Below are 17,555 nucleotides of genomic sequence, written 5' to 3'. Positions count from 1 at the left end.
CCGAAAGTCAGCCGTAACACCGCGCACATAGACTCGCGTCGTGGCAGACATCTCGGTGCGTGGGCGCCTGGCCTTGCGAGCGGCGGCGGCAGCGTCGTGGGCTTCGCAGAAGGCGGGCCGCGGCAAGGGTTCGATGATCGGCGGCCTGATCGCGCTGAAAATCGATCCGACGATCATGACTCAACTGGGTCGCGACCGCCGGACGGTGCTCATCACCGGCACCAACGGCAAATCGACGACAACCAGGATGACCACGGCCGCGCTCGGCAGCCTCGGTCAGGTCGCCACCCAGGCCGACGGCGCCAATATGGACGCGGGCATCGTCGCGGCGCTCAGCCAGCGCCCCGGGGTGGCGCTGGCCGCGATCGAGGTCGACGAGCTGCATCTGCCGCATGTGTGTGACGCGCTCGACCCCGCCGCCGTCGTGCTGCTGAACCTCAGCCGCGACCAGCTGGACCGGGTCGGCGAGATCAACATGATCGAACGCAAACTGCGCGCCGGGCTGCAACGTCATCCCGATGCCGTGGTGATCGCCAACTGCGACGACGTGCTCGTCGCGTCCATCGCCTACGACCACCCCAATGTGGTGTGGGTCGCGGCGGGCAGCGGCTGGGCCGTCGACGCGACCAGTTGCCCGCGCAGTGGCGAACCCATCGTCTGGGAGGGTGAGAACTGGCGTTCCACCGGCACCGATTTCCATCGCCCGCAACCGGATTGGTGGCTCGACGGCGAACAGCTGTGCGGTCCCGACGGATTCCGCGCGCCCCTGCACCTGGCCCTGCCCGGCCGGGCCAATCGCGGGAACGCGGCCCAGGCCGTTGCCGCCGCCGTGGCGCTCGGCGCCGACGCGACCAAGGCCACGGACGCCACCGGAACGGTGCGTGAGATCGCGGGCCGCTACCGCACCGTCACCGTCGGCCAACACGACGCGCGGCTGCTGCTCGCCAAGAACCCGGCGGGGTGGCAGGAGGCGCTGTCGATGATCGAGCCGTCCTCGGCCGGGCTGGTGATCGCCGTGAACGGGCAGGTGCCCGACGGTGAGGACCTGTCGTGGCTGTGGGATGTGCGGTTCGAGCACTTCGAAGGGGTGCAGGTGGTCGCCTCCGGTGAGCGGGCCACCGACCTGGCCGTCCGCCTGACCTATGCCGGTGTGGAGCACACGCTGGTGCCCGATCCGGTGCGTGCCATCGCGTCGTGCCCCGCCGGGCATGTCGAGGTGCTGGCCAACTACACCGCGTTCCGCGATCTGAATCGTGATCTGGAGGCCCGCAAATGAGCGAGTCAACTGTGCGTATCGGGCTGGTGCTGCCCGATGTGATGGGTACCTACGGCGACGGCGGCAACGCGCTCGTGCTGCGTCAGCGGTTGCGGATGCGCGGGTACGACGCCGAGATCGTCGAGATCACCCTCGCCGACCCGGTCCCCGATTCGTTCGACATCTACACCCTCGGCGGTGCGGAGGACTCCGCCCAGCGCCTGGCGACCCGCCACCTCCAGCGCTACCCCGGCCTGCAACAGGCAGCCGCCAAGGGTGCTCCCGTGCTCGCCATCTGCGCCGCCATCCAGGTGCTCGGCAACTGGTACGAGACCTCGGCGGGCGAAAAGGTCGACGGCGTGAGCCTTTTCGATGTCACCACCTCGCCCCAGGACACCCGCGCCATCGGTGAGGTGACAACCACGCCGCTGCTCGAAGGCCTCTCCGCTCCGCTCACCGGCTTCGAAAACCATCGCGGCGGAACAACTCTCGGCCCCGACGCGAAACCACTCGCACGCGTCACCCGCGGTGTCGGCAACGGCGTCGGCGACGGCACCGAAGGCGTCGTCCAGGGCTCGGTCCTCGGCACCTACCTGCACGGCCCCGCCCTGGCCCGCAACCCCGAACTCGCCGACTACCTCATCGCCCGAGCCCTCGGCATCTCCCCCACCGACCTCACCCCCCTCGACCTCCCGGAAGTCGACCGCCTCCGCCGCGAACGCCTCCGCGCCTGAGTCGACACCACAGCGCGGCCACCTCGTACTGCTCTACCGTCAGCCGATCGGGGCCACGTCTACGGAGACGTCGATGGTCGAGGTGGCAGCTTCGGTGTAGATGATGCCGCGCAGGGGTGGGACGTCTTGGTAGTCGCGACCCCAGGCGACGGTGACATAGCGTTCGTCGGCGAATTGGTTGTTGGTCGGGTCGAAGGGGAGCCAGTGGTCGAGCAGCCAGACGGCGGGCCAGGCGTGGGTGGCGTCGGCGCCGATCATGCGTTCGCGGCCGGGGGGTGGGTTGGTGGCCAGGTAGCCGGAGACGTAACGGGCGGCGAGGCCGTGGGAGCGTAGGCAGGCGGCGGCGAGGCGGGCGAAGTCCTGGCACACACCTTCGCGAGCAGTGAAGACGTCGGCGACGCTGGTGCTCACGGTTGTCGAGCCGGTGCGGTAGTGGAAGTCGTGGTGGATGCGGGAGTTCAGTTCGGTGACCGCGTCCAGTAGCGGACGTCCCGGTGTGAAGCTCTGTGCGGCATAGGCTTTGACGCCGGGTGTGATTTCGGGCGGGGTCAGGTCGAGGGTGAATTCGACGGCGAGGGGGCCGGTGCTCGCGGTCGGACGGGCCTGTTCCCAGGGGAGATCGGCGTCCGGTGGTGGGGGTTGGTCGACTTCGACGAGCGATTCGGCCGTCACCACGAGCCGGCGATGTTCCTGTGTCACATGGAAATACGTGGTGGTGTTGCCGTATACGTCGGGGCCGGCCGAGCGGTCGGACGGGCCGGGGTCGATGTGGATGTCGTGGGCGAGCAAGCGCTGGCCGGGGAACTCTCGTGGGGTGAGATACGCACGTCCGTAGGAACTGCTCACCTCATCGGAGTAGGTGTAGGTGGTGTGGTGCAGCACGCGGTAGGTGCTCATCCGACCACCTTCGCGCTGCCCCACAGTGGCTGAATCCCCTGCGGCACGGTCAACTTGGCAGTCTCGAACGATTCGGCCAGCTTGCGCAACCGCAAGTGCACCCCTTCCAGCAGTTCCACCAGTTCGGTGCGCACACCGTCGTCTGCGTGTTCCAGATCGGCGGGGTCGACCCGCCGCACCATGCGTTGCGCGTCGGCGAGCAGGCGTTGCGAACGCGACGTACCCGAACTGCCTGGCAGCGCCTGGAAACCAGCTTCGAGCCGGTCGAGTTGGTACACCAGCGAGCGGGGGTTGGCGGCGTCGAACAGCAACAGATCGGCCAGGGCAACGATCTGCGGCGCCCCACGATGTCTACGCCGGTACATGACCGCCGACTCGGTGGCCGCGAGCACCGCGTCGAACAGCACCTGCTCCTCCTCCGCCGGATGCTCACGCGCGAGCGTCGATTCGAGCAGCGCCGTCAGCGCGAGCCCGCGCTCCACCCGCTTGCCGATCTCCATCACCTGCCAACCCGTGTCGCGCACAAGGGATTCCGCCCCGATGCCCGACAGGGCGAGCAGGGCCGCCAGCGACAGCGAATGCACCGACGACATCGCCGTCTCACCCTCGGCACCACGGAATTCGGCCAGCGCCCGGTCCACCGCACCGAGGATCATCCAGGTATCCCCCGACACCTGGTCGCGCACAGCCCGAGCCGCCGACCCGTAATGGTCGATCGCGTAGGCCAACGACCCGGCCCGCTGCCGATCCCCGGTCAACGCCGCCAGATACCGGAACCCTTCCGCCGATGCCCCGACGACGCGAGACTCCGCGGCCGTTACGTCCACGACCTCCGAATTGGGAGACGACTCTTCCTCTGCAGCCCTCGGCACGCGAGACACTCCGGCGGCCGACGCCTCCGGCGAGTCCGCACCGGACCCACTGTCGGCAGGCACCCCCGCCGCTCGCTCGGCGGGCTCCTCCATCGCCTCGAGAACGCGGTCGGTACCGGTTGTCACCGCGAGCGCGTGCCACAGAACCGGCAGCGCCGCACCGCCTTCCAGCCACGGCCGGTAGCGATAGTCCTGGTAGACGTCGTGGGTCGCGGCGAGCAGTCGGACCACCGATTCGGCTCGTTCGCCGTAGCGGCCCATCCAGAACAGGTCGTTGAGGACGCGCGGGGAACTCACCGCCTCCACCACCGGCGCGGCGCGGCGCGTGCGGTCCTCGTGCGGGCGATCGGCGGCGGCGGGCGCGGCGGCCGGGGCCGCCCGGACCCAGACATCCTTGGCCGCCACCTTGATCGCGACATGCCCCGGTTCACGCCGCAACCACTGCTGGCCGAGACCACCGGCCATCGCCGTGTACCCACCACGCCGCGCCAGCGAGAACAACCGCATCCCCACCGGGGCGGGCGCCAACCCCGACCGCTCCTCCACCGACGGCGCGACGGAGAATTCGGCGGGTTCCTGACCCACCCACCGCCACGTCTCGGCCTCGATCCGTGCCGCGAGTTCCGCGCGTTCGGCGGCGGCGAGATTCGGCCCGAAGATGGTCGTCCCGTCGACAGCCGAACGGATCACCAGTTCCCCGACATGGGAAACCAGATGGGCGCGTTCGTTTTCCACCTCACCCCAGTACGACTGCACCCCGTCGAGCAGCAGTTCCTCACCGAGTACCGTCCGCGCGATCCGTGGCAGGCAGACACTCAGCGCGGGTGATTCGAGCAGCCCGCTGCCGAGGGTGTTGACCACCGTCACCGCTCCGCGCCGCAACACCTCGACCAACCCCACCACCCCGAGCCGCGAATCGGGACGCAGGTCGAGCGGATCGGCGAATTCCGCGTCGACGCGCCGCAACACCACATCGACCCGTTCGAGACTGCCGAGCGACCGCATCCACAGCGCACCGTCGCGCACGACCAGATCAGCGCTCTCCACCAGCGGGAAACCGAGGGTCTGTGCCAGATAGGCCTGGTCGAAGGCGGTTTCGGACTGCACACCCGGACTCAGCACGACCACAACGGGTTCCGCGCCGTCGGCCGATTCGGGGGCAGCCTCGGCGAGCATCGACCGCATCGCCCGCGCGAACGGGCTCAGCGGACGTGGCCCCGCGTGTTCGAACGACTCCGGGATCGCCGAGGCGACAACCCGACGGTCGGCCAGCGCGTACCCGGCACCCGACGGCGCCTGCGCCCAGTCGGCGAGCACCCGGAAGTCACCGCCACCGAACCGGCTGATGTCGCAGCCGTGCAGGAACAGCTGGTGCGTGCCGGGCACGGTGATGCCGTGCGCGGCGCGCACATACCCGGCACTGCCGAACACCACCTGCGGCGGCAGTACACCGGAGGTGAGCAGCCTGCGCGGCCCGTACACATCGGTGAGCACCTCGTCGAGCACGCGGGAACGCTGCACGAGGCCCGCTTCCAGGCGGGTCCAGTCGTCGGCGGAGACCAGCAGCGGGATGGGGTCGAGCCGCCACGGTCGAGCACTACCGTCGGGACCGGTGTAGGTGACGCCGTCGTCCTCGATCCGCCTGCGCACCCGATGATCGATGTCGGCCAGGCCCGCGACACCGCGCTCGGCGAAGGCCGCCGACAGTTCGGCCCACATCGGGCGAACCCGGCCCTGGCCGTCGACCAGTTCGTCGTAATAGCCTGGAGTCGGCCCGCCGCATTCGTCGAACGGCGCGTCGGCCCGGCTCGCGGACCGGTACCGGGCGAACTGCTCGGCCACCTGCGCCCGCACGCCCGGCGCGACTCGCGCCTCCTCGAGCTCGGTCACGGGCCCTCCGTATCGTCGCCGGTCGACACCACGCACATCGGCCCCGATTCTCCCCCGCCACCGCCCCGAGCGGAGCGTTCCCGCCCTCGGTGAGTTCTGTCCGAGCACCTACGTAGGGTTGACCAGGTGAGCTATGACCACATCCTTCTGCCGTCGGGCGCGGCCTCCTCCCTCGACGAGATCGACGCCTACCTGACCGCGCAGGAAGGTCTGCCCGAGACCGACGCCATCGCCGAGATCGCGGCCGAACTCAACGCCCGCGACAGCGCGCTGCCCGAGGAGGACGGCTTCCTCAGCAGTCCCGTGAGCGGCCCGACCGGCGACACCCTGTTCGTGCCGTCGCCGTACGACGCGATCGGCTTCGTCCGCGATCTGTTGTTCGACCTGGCCACCCCGCGCGGCTACGCCGTCTACGACCCGCAGCTGTCGTGGCTGATCGACCCCGCCGGGCACATCCCGATCGCCGTCACCCACGGCGGCGCGGGCGAATTCCCTTATCTCACCGAGGAATTGGCGCACCGCTGGGTAGCGGGCCTGGCCGCACCGAACCCGTACCTGATCGTCGAACGCGGCGAACAGAGCTACATCCAGACCTACCGCGACCCCGACGGCACCTACACCCTCGAATACCGCGACGGCTCGGCCGACCGGCACTTCGGGACGAAACTCGGCGACGCCGCCGAGGTCGGCCGCATCATCTGGGACTGGACCAACGGCAAACCCGTTGCCGACGAAGCGAACTGGGCCCGGGTCGAGCTCTAGAGCGCGCGTCGACCCGACAGCGCGCGACCGAGCGTCAGCTCGTCGGCGAACTCCAGGTCACCACCCATCGGCAGACCCGACGCCAACCGGGTCACCGAGAGCCCGGGGAAATCGCGCAGCATGCGCACCAGATAGGTGGCGGTCGCCTCGCCCTCGGTGTTCGGGTCGGTCGCGATGATGACCTCGCTCACGTCGACACCGTCGTCCTGATTGCCGATGCGGGTCAACAGCTCCCGGATCCGCAACTGATCGGGCCCGACACCGCTGAGCGGATCGAGCGCACCACCGAGCACGTGGTAGCGACCACGGAACTCACGGGTGCGCTCGATCGCCTGCACATCCTTGGGTTCCTCGACCACACAGATCATGGTGCGGTCGCGGCGGGGGTCGGCGCAGATCCGGCACAGTTCGCCGTCGGCGACGGTGCCGCACGACACGCAGAACTGCACGCCGTCGCGCACCTTCTGCAGCACGGCCTGTAACCGGTCGATCTCCGGCGGCTCCACCTGCAGCAGATGAAAAGCGATGCGCTGCGCGCTCTTCGGACCGACGCCGGGCAGCTTGCCCAGCTCGTCGATCAGATCCTGTACCGGCCCCTCATACATCAGAAATCAGGCAGTCCGGGCATCGAACCGCCGAGGCCCTGCGACAGCGGGCCGAGCCGTTCGGCGGCCAGCTGCTGTGCGTTGGCCATCGCGTCGTTGATCGCGCCGATCACCAGGTCCTGCAGACCGTCGACATCGGACGGGTCGACGACCTTGGGGTCGATGGTGAGGGCGGTGATCTCGCCGCTCACCTTGATGGTCGCCTGCACGAGGCCGCCACCGGCCTGACCCTGCACCTCCGATTCGGCGAGCTCGGCCTGGGCCTGCATCACGGCCTGCTGCATCTGCTGGGCCTGGGCAAGCAGCGCTTGCATGTCGAACTGACCGTCACCGGGTTGCACGAAGGCTCCTGTGTTGTCGGCGGCTGTCGCCGCGGGTTTTCGGTCCCGTGAGCCGCGGCCGACTACCGGATGGTGCATCGGGTGGGGGCTCGGGCCTTGTCCACGTACCAGCCTAGTCGGGGTGCTCGGAGGGCGGCGGCTGGCCTTCGGCGTTGCGCGCGGCCTAGGATCGGGACAGGTCGGGCTACGGGTCAGCAACCCTAGGAGATCGGATGAATGCCATGCGTGCTCGTCTGGTGACCACCTCGGCTCTGTGTGCGAGCCTGCTCGTTCTCACCCCGGTCGGCGCCGCCGCCGATCCACCGACACCCGTCGCCGATTACGGCGCCGGATGCGTGCTCGACCCCGGCAATCGTGCCGCGACCATCGACGCGCTGCGGTTCCGCTGCAGCGTCGGCCAACAGGACCAGATCTACCGCGACGCGGGCGCCGGTGCGGTGCCGATGGGCGTCACCAACGGCTGGGTACTCCGTCCGGAACGACTGGACGGCATCGCGCAGTCGGTGTGGATCGGCAAGGTGTTCCGCACAGGCCCCGACGGCGGCACGCTGACGAACCGGGTCACCGGTGCCGGGCTCGAGGCCTTCCCGGCCGATGTCTACCGGGCACCCTCCATCCTCGACGCCGCCCCGGCCTGGGCCTTGAACTACCCCACGCCGGTGTACGACGAGATCAGAGAGGTGACACCCGGCGTCTGGCTCGGCTATTCGTGGTGGCGTGGCGGCGGCCTGCTCGCGGCGTTCGTGCTCACCCCGGCCTGATCGTTGACCTTCCCGCTACTGGAGGGTGTTGGCTTGTCTCCATGACAGCCACCGTGACGATCGGCGAGTTCGCCCGCCTCACGCTTCTGAGCGTCAAGACGCTGCGCTACTACCACGAGATCGAGTTGCTCGAGCCGGTCGCGGTGGCGCCCGGTTCCGGGTACCGCCGCTACTCCGTCGACCAGGTCGAGCAGGCGCACCTCATCCGCAGGCTGCGCGATCTGGCCATGCCGCTGCCACGGATCCGTGAGGTACTCGCCGCACCCGACCCGACCACGCGCGACGCGACCCTGCGCGAACACCTGAGCGCGATGGAAGCCGAACTGCAGCGCACCAGGGACGTGGTCACCTCGTTGCGCGCGCTGCTCACCGTGCCCGCGCCGATGCTGCGGGTGGAATACCGGATCGAGCCGGCGTGCACCGCGCTCACCCGCACCGACCGGGTCGCCCGCGACGCCATCGGCGAATGGTGTGGCCTCGCCTTCGACCAGCTGTTCCAGACGGTGCTCACCGCGGGCGTGACACCGGGCGGAATCGCGGGCGCCACCTACTCGACCGAATTCTTCACCGACGAGTCGGGCGAGGTGAGCGCCTACCTGCCACTTCCCACGGGCACGGAACTCACCCCGCCACCCGGCCTCGAACTCACCGACATGCCCGCCCGCCGCTACGCCGTGGCCGTGCACACCGGCGCGTTCGACGACTTCGACCGCACCTACGGCGCCCTCGGCAGCTATGTCGCCGAACACGACGAAGCCCTGGCCGACGAACCGATCCGCGAGCGCTACCTCGTGGGACCGCAGCACACCGACAACCCGGCCGAATACCGCACCGAAGTGTGCTGGCCCATCACCGAAGGAGAAACCCGATGACCCTCGCCATCGCCAATGTCGTCGTCGACTGCCACAACGCGGCCGCCCTCGCCGAGTTCTACGCCCAACTGCTCGACACGCCCGTCGAACCGGGTGCCTCGCCGTTCTTCGCCGAGATCGGCCGGTCGACAGGCATGTCGCCGGTGCTGATGTTCATCCAGGTGCCCGACCGGACTCCGGGCAAGAACGCCGTGCACCTGGACTTCCACTCGACGCAGTGGGCCGATGCCCTCGAACGCGCGATCAGCCTGGGCGGCAAGCACATCGGCGACTTCGACCAGTACGGCGTGCAGTGGGTGACCGTTGCCGATCCCGAGGGCAACCTCTTCGACATCGGCAAATACTGACTCAGGCCAGTTCGCGCTTCAGGTTCTCCAGCAGCTCGGCCTGGATCTTCTTCAGGCCGAGCGGTGCGAAGATGCCCTCGAAGATGCCTGCGATACCGCCTGCACCCTTCCAGGTGGTGCGCACGGTGACGCGCGAACCGGCGCCCTCGGGCGTGACGGTCCAGGTGTTGACCATGGTGGAGTTGGCGTCGCGCTCGGTGAGGATCGAATCGGCGACCGTCACGCTCGCGCGCACGTTGCGCACCCGCTTCTCGGTGGCCTGCAGGGTCCACTCCACCACGGTGCCCGCGCCCTTACCGCCCTCGATCACCTTGTAGTCGCGGTAGTGCGAGGAGAGGATGCGCGGACGAACCGTCTCGTAGTCGCCGATCGCCTCGAGGGTGCGCTGCGGATCCGCCGCGACGACGATCGAACTGCTTGCACTGACCTGTCCCACTGTATGACTCCTTGTCGGGTGCGAAATCTCGACCGGGTTACATCCTGCCTTGCGCCACACCGCATCGCCCGACCAGGTCGTCGGGGAAGAAACAGCTGAGTGACATTTCTCCGTGGCGTGCATCTATCTGGTAGCCGGGCGGGCGGGCGCGTACTAGCGTCGACACAGTGGCAGTGAGTCTTTTGGGTAGGGCCGGCCACGAACCGGCCGCACGCGAGTCTGGATACGCCGCGCACCGCGCGGGTGTGGAGCGACTGCTGGCAAGCTATCGCGCCATCCCACCGGGTGCCGTCGTCCGGTTGGCGAAGAAGACATCGAACCTATTCCGTGCCAGGGCGGCGACGACCGCGCCCGGGCTCGACGTGTCGGGGCTGGGGCAGGTGATCGCCGTCGACCCGCAGGCCAGGACCGCCGACGTGGCAGGCATGACCACCTACGAGGACCTGGTGGCGGCCACCCTCCCCTACGGGCTCGCCCCGCTGGTGGTTCCGCAGCTCAAGACCATCACCCTCGGTGGCGCCGTCACCGGGCTCGGCATCGAGTCGACCTCGTTCCGCAACGGTCTTCCGCACGAATCCGTGCTGGAAATGGACATCCTGACCGGGTCGGGCGAGATCCTCACCGCGACACCGACCGGCGAGCACGCCGACCTCTTCCACGGTTTCCCCAACTCCTACGGCACCCTCGGCTACTCCGTTCGCCTGAAAATCGAGCTCGAAACTGTCAAGCCCTATGTCGCGCTGCGGCATGTCCGGTTCCACGACCTGCGCACGCTGGAAGCAGAGCTGGAACGCATCGTCACCGAGCGCTCCTACCAGGGCGAACAGGTCGACTACCTGGACGGCGTGGTCTTCAGTGCCACCGAGAGCTACCTGACCCTCGGCAGGCAGACCGACGAACCCGGCCCGGTCAGCGACTACACCGGCATGGACATCTACTACCGCTCCCTGCAGCACGACGACGGCGTGAAGACCGACCGGCTCACCATCGCCGACTACCTGTGGCGCTGGGACACCGACTGGTTCTGGTGCTCGCGCGCCTTCGGCACCCAGAACCCGAAGATCCGCCGGTTCTGGCCGAAGTCGTTGCGCCGCAGCAGCTTCTACTGGAAGCTCGTCGCGCTCGACCGCAAGTACCACTTCGACGACCGGCGCCGCGCCCGCAAGGGACTCGCGCCGCAGGAGCGGGTGGTGCAGGACATCGAGGTGCCGGTCCACCGCACCGCCGACTTCGCCGAGTGGTTCCTGCGCGAGATCCCGATCGAACCGATCTGGCTGTGCCCCTTGCGCTTGCGCGAGACCGGCGCCGCCGACGGCAGCCGACCGTGGCCGCTGTATCCCCTCGAACCGCGTCACACCTACGTCAACTTCGGATTCTGGTCGGCGGTGCCCACCGTGCCCGGTCAGCCGGAGGGGGCTGCCAACCGCGCCATCGAGAAGATCGTCTCCGAATTCGACGGACACAAGTCCCTGTACTCGGACTCCTATTACGACGAGGCAGAATTCGCGAAGCTCTACGGCGGCCAGACCTATACCGCATTGAAGAACCGTTACGACCCGGACCAACGACTGCTGAATCTGTATTCGAAGGCGGTGCAACGCAAGTGACGACATTCAAGGACAGATCCGAGATCCTCGCCGAGCTGGGAACCCGGCTCAGCATCGCGGAGGTGTTCGAGAGCCTCATCGACGGTGACATCCCTGTCCGGCTGACGGCCTACGACGGCAGCGCGACCGGGCCCGCCGATTCGCCCTACACCCTCGACATCAAGAACCCGCGCGGCATCAACTACCTGGCCACCGCGCCCGGCGACCTCGGCATGGCCCGCGCCTACATCGCGGGCGACATGGTGGCGCAGGGGGTGCACCCCGGTGACCCCTACGACATCTTGAAGGCCATGCAGGACATGAAGTTCCATCGTCCGTCGGCCCTGTCGCTGGTGACCATCGCCCGCTCGCTGGGCTGGGAGCGGCTCAAGCCGATCGCCCCGCCGCCGCAGGAAACCCTGCCGCGCTGGCGCCGCATCGCCCTGGAGGGCTTACGCCACTCCAAGACTCGTGACGCCGAGGCGATCCACCACCACTACGACGTCTCCAACAAGTTCTACGAATACGTGCTCGGCCCGTCGATGACCTACACCTGCGCGGTGTACGGCGACCGCGACTGGACGCTCGAGCAGGCACAGGAGAACAAGTACCGGCTGATCTTCGACAAGCTGCGCCTGAAGGAAGGCGACCGGCTGCTCGACATCGGCTGCGGCTGGGGCGGCATGGTCCGCTACGCCGCCAAGCGTGGCGTGCGCGTCATCGGTGCCACGCTCTCGGCCGAACAGGCGGCGTGGGCGCAGCAGAAGATCGTCGAGGAAGGCCTCGCCGACCTGGCCGAAGTCCGCCACAGCGACTACCGCGACATCGTCGAGGGCGAGTTCGACGCCGTCTCCTCGATCGGTCTCACCGAACACATCGGGGTGCACAACTACCCCTTCTACTTCGGTTTCATCAAGGACAAACTCCGCGACGGCGGTCTGTTCCTCAACCACTGCATCACCCGCCCCGACAACACCCGAACCACCAAGGCGGGCGATTTCATCGACCGCTACGTCTTCCCCGACGGCGAACTCATCGGCTCGGGCCGCATCATCTCCGAAATCCAGAACCTCGGCCTCGAGGTCCTGCACGAGGAGAACCTGCGCGAGCACTACGCCCTCACCCTGCACGAATGGTGCAAGAACCTGGTCGACAACTGGGACGCCTGCGTCGACGAAGTAGGCGAGGGCACAGCAAAGGTCTGGGGCCTCTACATGGCAGGCTGCCGCCTCGGCTTCCAGCGCAACGTCGTCCAACTCCACCACGTCCTCGGCGTGAAACTGAACAAGAACGGAACCTGGGACGTGCCGTTGCGGCCCTGGTGGCAGCCCTAGTGCAGTGACCGGCCCGGGTGACCGGGCCGGTCAGGTCAGCAGTTCGTCGAGGAAGTGGCCGGGCATTCCGTCGAGGATGGGGTGTTGGGCAGTTTCGTGGGACTGGGTGCGCAGGACGTGCAGGAGGCCGACTACGCCGGGGCCCGCGTCGAGCAAGGGGCGGGTCCAGCCGAGGTCGGCGCAGGTGCGCAGGACCGGGAGGACCAGGTTGGTCGCCTCGCCGATCCAGCCGGCCGCCGCCAGGCATTCGGCGAGTAGGAGGGTGGCGTCCAGTTCCGCGCGGGGGCGGGATTGTTCGAGGACACGCGAATACAACACGCGGGCGTGGCGGGCTGCGCGGTCGTCGGCGCGCAGGCGCTGTTCGGTGAGGAGGGTGCGGATTTCGGCCACCTGCCTCGCCTCGGTGATGAGCGCGGCGGCGCCCGTTTTGCGGCGTCCGCCGTTGCCCGACGGGTCGACGACGATGCCGTTGGCGCCGTTGCCCGGCGGCAGCCCGAGGCGCGAGCGTTCCGCACGCACATGGGCGTCGAGGCGGGCCAGGCTGTTGGCCGCGGCCACGCGCGCGCCTTCCTCGAGCCGGGCCGCGGCGGTGTACTGGTCGCCGAGGGCGGCTTTCACGCGTGCGCCGATGACGAAGGTCGCGACGAGAAAGTCGACGGGGCCCACGCGCGTGAGCAGCTGGTGGCTCTCGTCGAGCAGCCGGTCGGCCATGGCCAGGTCACCGCGCCGGTAGGTCACCTCGCCCAGCATGGCCGCCGCCACGCGCGCGGCGTCCGATCGCGGCCCGGCCCTGGTGCGTGCCGTTTCGTAGGCCTCCTCGAGACAGGCGGTGGCCGTGGCGATATCGAGTTGTTCATAGGCCGCGGCGGCGCGGGCGCAGAGACCGAAGACCGGGCCGAGCGGGTCCTTGGACCGAGCGTGATATTCGGCCGCCCAGTCCTGGGTGGCGGTGGCTTCGACGAAATCGAACTCGCACAGGCGCACGAACGACATCAGGTTGGCCGCCGTCGAGACGATCCAGTCCGGCAGGCCGTCCGGCGCTTCCAAGCAGGTGGCGAGCTGATCGGCCACGCCGTCGGTGTCGTCGTGGGCTACCCGGTCGGCCGCTTCGAGAACCGTTGCCGCGCAGCGTTCTTCCGCCTGCTCGGGACCGCCGGTGCTGCCCCGTGCCAGCAGGTTCGACAGCCTGCCGAGGGCGGTGCGGGCGGTGCCGGACTGTTGCAGGTTCATATTGGCCCGTGCCACCGCCATCAACAGCTTCGACCGCGAACTCACCTGCTGCATGGGCAGTTTCGACACACTGCCGAGCAACGTCGCGAGCCGTGACCCGTCGATGAGGTCCATGCCGCCGCTTTCCAGCAGGTCGGCGGCCAGCTTGAGATCGGTCGCGGCCAGCGCGTGATCCACCGACTTGCGCAGCAATTGATGCTCCGCGTACCAGCGGGCGGCCTTGCGGTGCAGCACCTTCGAGCGTCCGGGGTGATCGCGTTCGAGACGAGCGCGCAGGTGCTCGGCGAACAGCGGCTGCATGCGATACCACTCCGGATCGTGCGGGAGCCGATGCAGGAACAGCTCGCGCTGCTCGGCCTGCTCGAGCAGGGCGGCACCGTCGGGCACGTCGGCGAGCAGCGTGGCCAGCGAAGCGTTCACCCGCTCCACCACCGAGATCGCCATCAGGAACTCCAGCAGATCCGGTTCCAGCGTGTCGAGCACGTTCTCGGCCAGATACTCCCGCATCCCGTGCCCGCCTTCGGCGAGCTGCACCAGCAGCTGACCGGGATCGGCGGTGCCGCGCAGCGTCAGGCTCACCAGCTGGATGGCGGCGGGCCACCCGTCGGTCGCGGCGTGGATTTGCTCGACCTGTTCGTCGGTGAGCGCGAACCCGTTGCGCTCCACCAGGATCTGGCGGGTTTCCGACTCGGTGAGCCGCAACGCCGCCGCGTCGAGCTCGACCAGCTCGTCGCGCACCCGCAGCCTGCTGATCGGCAAACCGGCCTGGTCGCGGCTGGTCACGACGAAACGCACATGGTGACAACCATTGTCGAGCAGCGCCGCCATCGCCCGGTGCACGCCGGGGTCCTGCACCCGGTGCCAGTCGTCGACGATAACGACCACCGGCCGGTCACTGGCGTGGATCTCGTCGATCAGCGTGGCGATCACGAATGCCACCGCATCGGCCGGGCGTTCCTCCAGCACCTGCTCGAGCCCGGCGCCGACATCGGGACGCACCCGCCGGATCGCCTGGATCAGGTGCGCGAGGAACCAGATCTCACTGTCGTCGTCGGAATCGATACCGAGCCAGGCCACCGGAATATCACGGGCTGCGAGGTCGGCACGCCACTGGGTGGCGACGGTGCTCTTGCCGAATCCGGCGGGCGCGTGGATCAGCGCGAGCCTGCGCAGACCACCCGAACGCAAGGTGTCGAGCAGTCGTGGGCGGGGAAACGGATCACGTGCCGGGGTCGGCGGGCGGAACTTGGTCGCGGCAGTGGGCGGCAGGGTGCCGGTGGTCGGCTTGTGCACCGACACCGACGCGCCCGCCGGCTGCAGGGTGAGCGGCCAGCTGCGGCGCGCGGTGACCGCTTTGAGGGCTTCCGGCGGTGGCTCGGCGAGCTCGTCGCCGGTGACGAGCAGCGCCATCTCGTCGGGCATCTGACCGTGAGCGCGCTGCACGTCGCGCAGGAGTTCGCCGAATTCGTAGGCCGAGGCCGGGCGATCGGCCGGGTCCTGGGCCATGGCCTTTTCGATGGCGGCCGCCACATCGGCGGGGAAGTCCTTGGCGCGCAGGTCGGGCACGGCCTGCGTGGTGATGCGCAGGAACTGGGCGACGACCTTCTCCCCCGCCTGCCGCTCGAACGCGGCATGGCCGGTGAGCAGCGCGAACAGGGTGGCGCCGAGCCCATAGATATCGGACTGCACGGTCGGTTCATGCCCCCTGAGTACCTCTGGGGCCGTGAACGCGGGTGAACCGGTGATGAGGCTGCTCGAGGTCTGGAACCCGCCGGGGATGCGGGCGATGCCGAAATCGGTGAGCTGCGGTTCGCCGTAGCCGCTGATGAGGACGTTGGCCGGCTTCACATCGCGGTGCAGGATGCCCGCCCGGTGCGCCGACTCGATCGCCGCCGCCAGCTTCACGCCGGCACGCAGGGTGTCTTCCCAGGTGAGCGGGCCCCGGTCGTGAATGAGACGCTCCAGCGAACCGCGCGGGCAGTACGGCATCACGATCAGCGGCAGACCGGTGCCCGTGACGTCGACCTGCAGGATATCGACGATATTCGGGTGGCCCGACAGCCTGCCCATGGCCTGTTCCTCGCGCAGGAACCGCTCGCGGCTCTCCTGATCGATCTCCGAGGACAACACCTTCACCGCGACGACGCGATCCAGCGCGGGCTGCACCGCCCGATACACCACACCGAACCCGCCGCGCCCGATCTCGGTGGCGTCGGTCAACCCCATCGCGTCGAGTTCGGCGACCACGGCCTCGTCGGTCTCACCCGGCGCGGTGGTTCGTTGCGTATCGGTCCCGACCGGCGACGATCCGGGTCGCCCATCCTGGATGCGCGTCGGCTCCGGTTCCATGTGACCACCTCTCGATTCGAAATGGCGTCACCGGTCTTACATATCCAAGCTAGCGCGATCCGGCATCCAACGGGTGGAGATTCGATGCAGTGGCGGCAACGGATGGCCCGACGGTCAGCGAACGGCGAGAACGATCACCTGGCTGCGCTGACGTGCGCTGAAGTTGTTGTCCGCGACCAGCACCAAGGTCCGCTCGCCGGAGGAGAGCCGAGGTCCCCATGTCATCGCCTCGATGTTGTCGACGGCCGCGACGCCGAGGTCGGTGAGGTCGGCGACGAGACGTTTGGCCACCGGACGAGCGCCCGCAACGGGCGCGTCGAGGATATTCGTCGCGCCTGCCGTATCGATCTCGAAAATGCGGACCCGGTTGCCCGCACCCTCGGCGAACGCGCGCTCGAGCACCAGGAATCGGGTCGGGTCGACGGGATCCACGGCCAGGATCGCGGTGACGCCGTTGCTCGCCCGGCCGGGCTCCGGACGTGAATCGGCGAAGACCGGTTCGAGCGGATACGGGTACTGGGCGAGGAGTGGGCCGAACCTGGCCTGCACGGTGATCCGAGTGATCGCGCCGCTCGTCGGCGTGGCCTCGGGACCGTCGCCGAGCAGGGGTCCTTCCAGCGAGGTGACGAACAAGGCGCCGCCCGCCGCGAAGGTCGCCGCTTCGAGTGCCTGGTTCTGGCGTGGGCCCGAATCCGGCAGCATGCGTTCGTTTTCCGGGATCGGCAATTCGGAGACGAAGTTTCCGTCCTGTTTTGCGACACGCACGGAAGGGTCGGCGAGTACCGCGGCTCGTTCGCCCTCCTGCGTCCAGAAATAGTCACCGGTCAGCGGGTCGACTCGAATGTCCTCCGGGTCCACCGACTTCGGCGGGTACATCGAACCATCGGGGCGACGCAACGGCACGGTTCCGGTGAATTCCACCGCCCCGACACCGGTGTCCCCGAGCGGGATCCGCGCCGTGTACACCCGGGCCGGGCTCTTCTCGGAACGATCGTCGCTGATCAGGACGAAATCGCCGCTGCCGGGCCGGTAGTCGATTCCCGACAACCCACCGACCACCGTGCCTCGGAAGTCCAGGTCGTGCTCGATGACCTGCTCCCCGAGCACCCGCACCATCGGTTCGGCGTCACTGACCGGGGCCCACACCCCGGCCAGTACCGCACCGAACACCACCGCACCCAGTCGACGTCCCATGACCGGCACGCTAGCGACCCCGGAGTGCCGTCGGGTGAACGCCGTTCGAATACTTCCGCCGACCCGGTCGGACGGCGCCGATCGGTAAGC

Annotated in this window: 15 protein-coding genes; 8 read left to right on the top strand and 7 right to left on the bottom strand. The window is 68.6% G+C overall.

Annotated features, from left to right (window positions below):
* Window positions 1–40 precede the first annotated feature (40 nt).
* Both AB0I19_RS22820 and AB0I19_RS22815 read left to right on the top strand, forming a co-directional pair.
* Window positions 41–1,276 (top strand): MurT ligase domain-containing protein, encoded by a 1,236-nt coding sequence (locus tag AB0I19_RS22820; protein ID WP_357150957.1) that lies wholly within the window; start codon window positions 41–43, stop codon window positions 1,274–1,276.
* On the top strand, window positions 1,273–1,989 hold the full coding sequence (locus AB0I19_RS22815; RefSeq protein WP_357150955.1) for a glutamine amidotransferase: 717 nt from the start codon (window positions 1,273–1,275) through the stop codon (window positions 1,987–1,989). Before AB0I19_RS22820 ends, AB0I19_RS22815 begins: the two co-directional genes overlap by 4 nt.
* 39 nt (window positions 1,990–2,028) lie before the next feature.
* Here AB0I19_RS22815 and AB0I19_RS22810 read toward each other — a convergent pair whose 3' ends face one another.
* Together AB0I19_RS22810 and AB0I19_RS22805 are read right to left on the bottom strand one after the other, a co-directional pair.
* A complete protein-coding gene (locus AB0I19_RS22810) occupies window positions 2,029–2,886 on the bottom strand; it encodes a transglutaminase family protein (protein ID WP_357150953.1) in 858 nt (285 codons plus the stop codon).
* Window positions 2,883–5,648: a circularly permuted type 2 ATP-grasp protein gene (locus AB0I19_RS22805; protein ID WP_357150951.1), complete on the bottom strand. Its 2,766-nt coding sequence runs from the start codon at window positions 5,646–5,648 to the stop codon at window positions 2,883–2,885. Before AB0I19_RS22805 ends, AB0I19_RS22810 begins: the two co-directional genes overlap by 4 nt.
* 126 nt (window positions 5,649–5,774) lie before the next feature.
* Between AB0I19_RS22805 and AB0I19_RS22800 the strand changes: the two genes are divergently transcribed.
* Entirely contained in the window at window positions 5,775–6,410 is a 636-nt protein-coding gene (locus AB0I19_RS22800) for a hypothetical protein (protein WP_357150949.1), read from the top strand.
* Here AB0I19_RS22800 and recR read toward each other — a convergent pair.
* Window positions 6,407–7,015, bottom strand: coding sequence for a recombination mediator RecR (gene recR / locus AB0I19_RS22795; RefSeq protein WP_067494585.1), 609 nt, complete (start codon window positions 7,013–7,015; stop codon window positions 6,407–6,409). The two genes, AB0I19_RS22800 and recR, sit on opposite strands and share 4 nt — an antisense overlap.
* Window positions 7,015–7,356: a YbaB/EbfC family nucleoid-associated protein gene (locus tag AB0I19_RS22790; RefSeq protein ID WP_067640418.1), complete on the bottom strand. Its 342-nt coding sequence runs from the start codon at window positions 7,354–7,356 to the stop codon at window positions 7,015–7,017. The genes recR and AB0I19_RS22790 overlap by 1 nt, the downstream gene beginning before the upstream one ends.
* Window positions 7,357–7,568: 212 nt before the next feature.
* Here AB0I19_RS22790 and AB0I19_RS22785 point away from each other — a divergent pair, with 212 nt between their 5' ends.
* The 3 genes from AB0I19_RS22785 to AB0I19_RS22775 are packed head-to-tail and all read left to right on the top strand — an operon-like array spanning window position 7,569 to window position 9,336.
* A complete protein-coding gene (locus tag AB0I19_RS22785) occupies window positions 7,569–8,117 on the top strand; it encodes a hypothetical protein (protein ID WP_357150947.1) in 549 nt (182 codons plus the stop codon).
* A 41-nt stretch (window positions 8,118–8,158) separates the two neighbouring features.
* Window positions 8,159–8,989, top strand: a complete 831-nt coding sequence (locus AB0I19_RS22780; protein ID WP_357150945.1) for a MerR family transcriptional regulator — start codon at window positions 8,159–8,161, stop codon at window positions 8,987–8,989.
* Window positions 8,986–9,336, top strand: a complete 351-nt coding sequence (locus tag AB0I19_RS22775; RefSeq protein WP_357150943.1) for a VOC family protein — start codon at window positions 8,986–8,988, stop codon at window positions 9,334–9,336. The genes AB0I19_RS22780 and AB0I19_RS22775 overlap by 4 nt, the downstream gene beginning before the upstream one ends.
* A 1-nt stretch (window position 9,337) precedes the next feature.
* Here AB0I19_RS22775 and AB0I19_RS22770 read toward each other — a convergent pair whose 3' ends face one another.
* Window positions 9,338–9,772: an SRPBCC family protein gene (locus AB0I19_RS22770; RefSeq protein ID WP_357150941.1), complete on the bottom strand. Its 435-nt coding sequence runs from the start codon at window positions 9,770–9,772 to the stop codon at window positions 9,338–9,340.
* A gap of 173 nt (window positions 9,773–9,945) precedes the next feature.
* On the opposite strand from AB0I19_RS22770, the gene AB0I19_RS22765 reads away from it, so the two are divergent.
* Window positions 9,946–11,379: an FAD-binding oxidoreductase gene (locus tag AB0I19_RS22765; RefSeq protein ID WP_357151031.1), complete on the top strand. Its 1,434-nt coding sequence runs from the start codon at window positions 9,946–9,948 to the stop codon at window positions 11,377–11,379.
* A complete protein-coding gene (locus tag AB0I19_RS22760; RefSeq protein ID WP_357150939.1) occupies window positions 11,376–12,692 on the top strand; it encodes a class I SAM-dependent methyltransferase in 1,317 nt (438 codons plus the stop codon). Before AB0I19_RS22765 ends, AB0I19_RS22760 begins: the two co-directional genes overlap by 4 nt.
* 30 nt (window positions 12,693–12,722) lie before the next feature.
* On the opposite strand, the gene AB0I19_RS22755 is transcribed toward AB0I19_RS22760, so the two are convergent.
* Complete coding sequence (locus AB0I19_RS22755; protein ID WP_357150937.1) at window positions 12,723–16,271, bottom strand: protein kinase; 3,549 nt, start codon at window positions 16,269–16,271, stop codon at window positions 12,723–12,725.
* A 114-nt stretch (window positions 16,272–16,385) separates the two neighbouring features.
* Complete coding sequence (locus AB0I19_RS22750) at window positions 16,386–17,465, bottom strand: esterase-like activity of phytase family protein (RefSeq protein ID WP_357150935.1); 1,080 nt, start codon at window positions 17,463–17,465, stop codon at window positions 16,386–16,388.
* Window positions 17,466–17,555: the final 90 nt, after the last annotated feature.

The organism is Nocardia sp. NPDC050413 (assembly GCF_040655475.1).
Lineage (GTDB): Bacteria > Actinomycetota > Actinomycetes > Mycobacteriales > Mycobacteriaceae > Nocardia > Nocardia coubleae.
The sequence above is the reverse complement of the archived record's forward strand: the minus strand, read 5'-3'. Positions and strand labels throughout refer to the sequence as shown.

What these genes read in the sequence shown, in the direction of transcription:
- AB0I19_RS22810 (WP_357150953.1), bottom strand. Translation starts at nt 2,886, where the DNA reads ATGAGCACCTACCGCGTGCTGCACCACACCACCTACACCTACTCCGAT.
- AB0I19_RS22785 (WP_357150947.1), top strand. Translation starts at nt 7,569, where the DNA reads ATGAATGCCATGCGTGCTCGTCTGGTGACCACCTCGGCTCTGTGTGCG.
- AB0I19_RS22780 (WP_357150945.1), top strand. Translation starts at nt 8,159, where the DNA reads ATGACAGCCACCGTGACGATCGGCGAGTTCGCCCGCCTCACGCTTCTG.
- AB0I19_RS22775 (WP_357150943.1), top strand. Translation starts at nt 8,986, where the DNA reads ATGACCCTCGCCATCGCCAATGTCGTCGTCGACTGCCACAACGCGGCC.
- AB0I19_RS22815 (WP_357150955.1), top strand. Translation starts at nt 1,273, where the DNA reads ATGAGCGAGTCAACTGTGCGTATCGGGCTGGTGCTGCCCGATGTGATG.
- recR (WP_067494585.1), bottom strand. Translation starts at nt 7,015, where the DNA reads ATGTATGAGGGGCCGGTACAGGATCTGATCGACGAGCTGGGCAAGCTG.
- AB0I19_RS22755 (WP_357150937.1), bottom strand. Translation starts at nt 16,271, where the DNA reads ATGGAACCGGAGCCGACGCGCATCCAGGATGGGCGACCCGGATCGTCG.
- AB0I19_RS22750 (WP_357150935.1), bottom strand. Translation starts at nt 17,465, where the DNA reads ATGGGACGTCGACTGGGTGCGGTGGTGTTCGGTGCGGTACTGGCCGGG.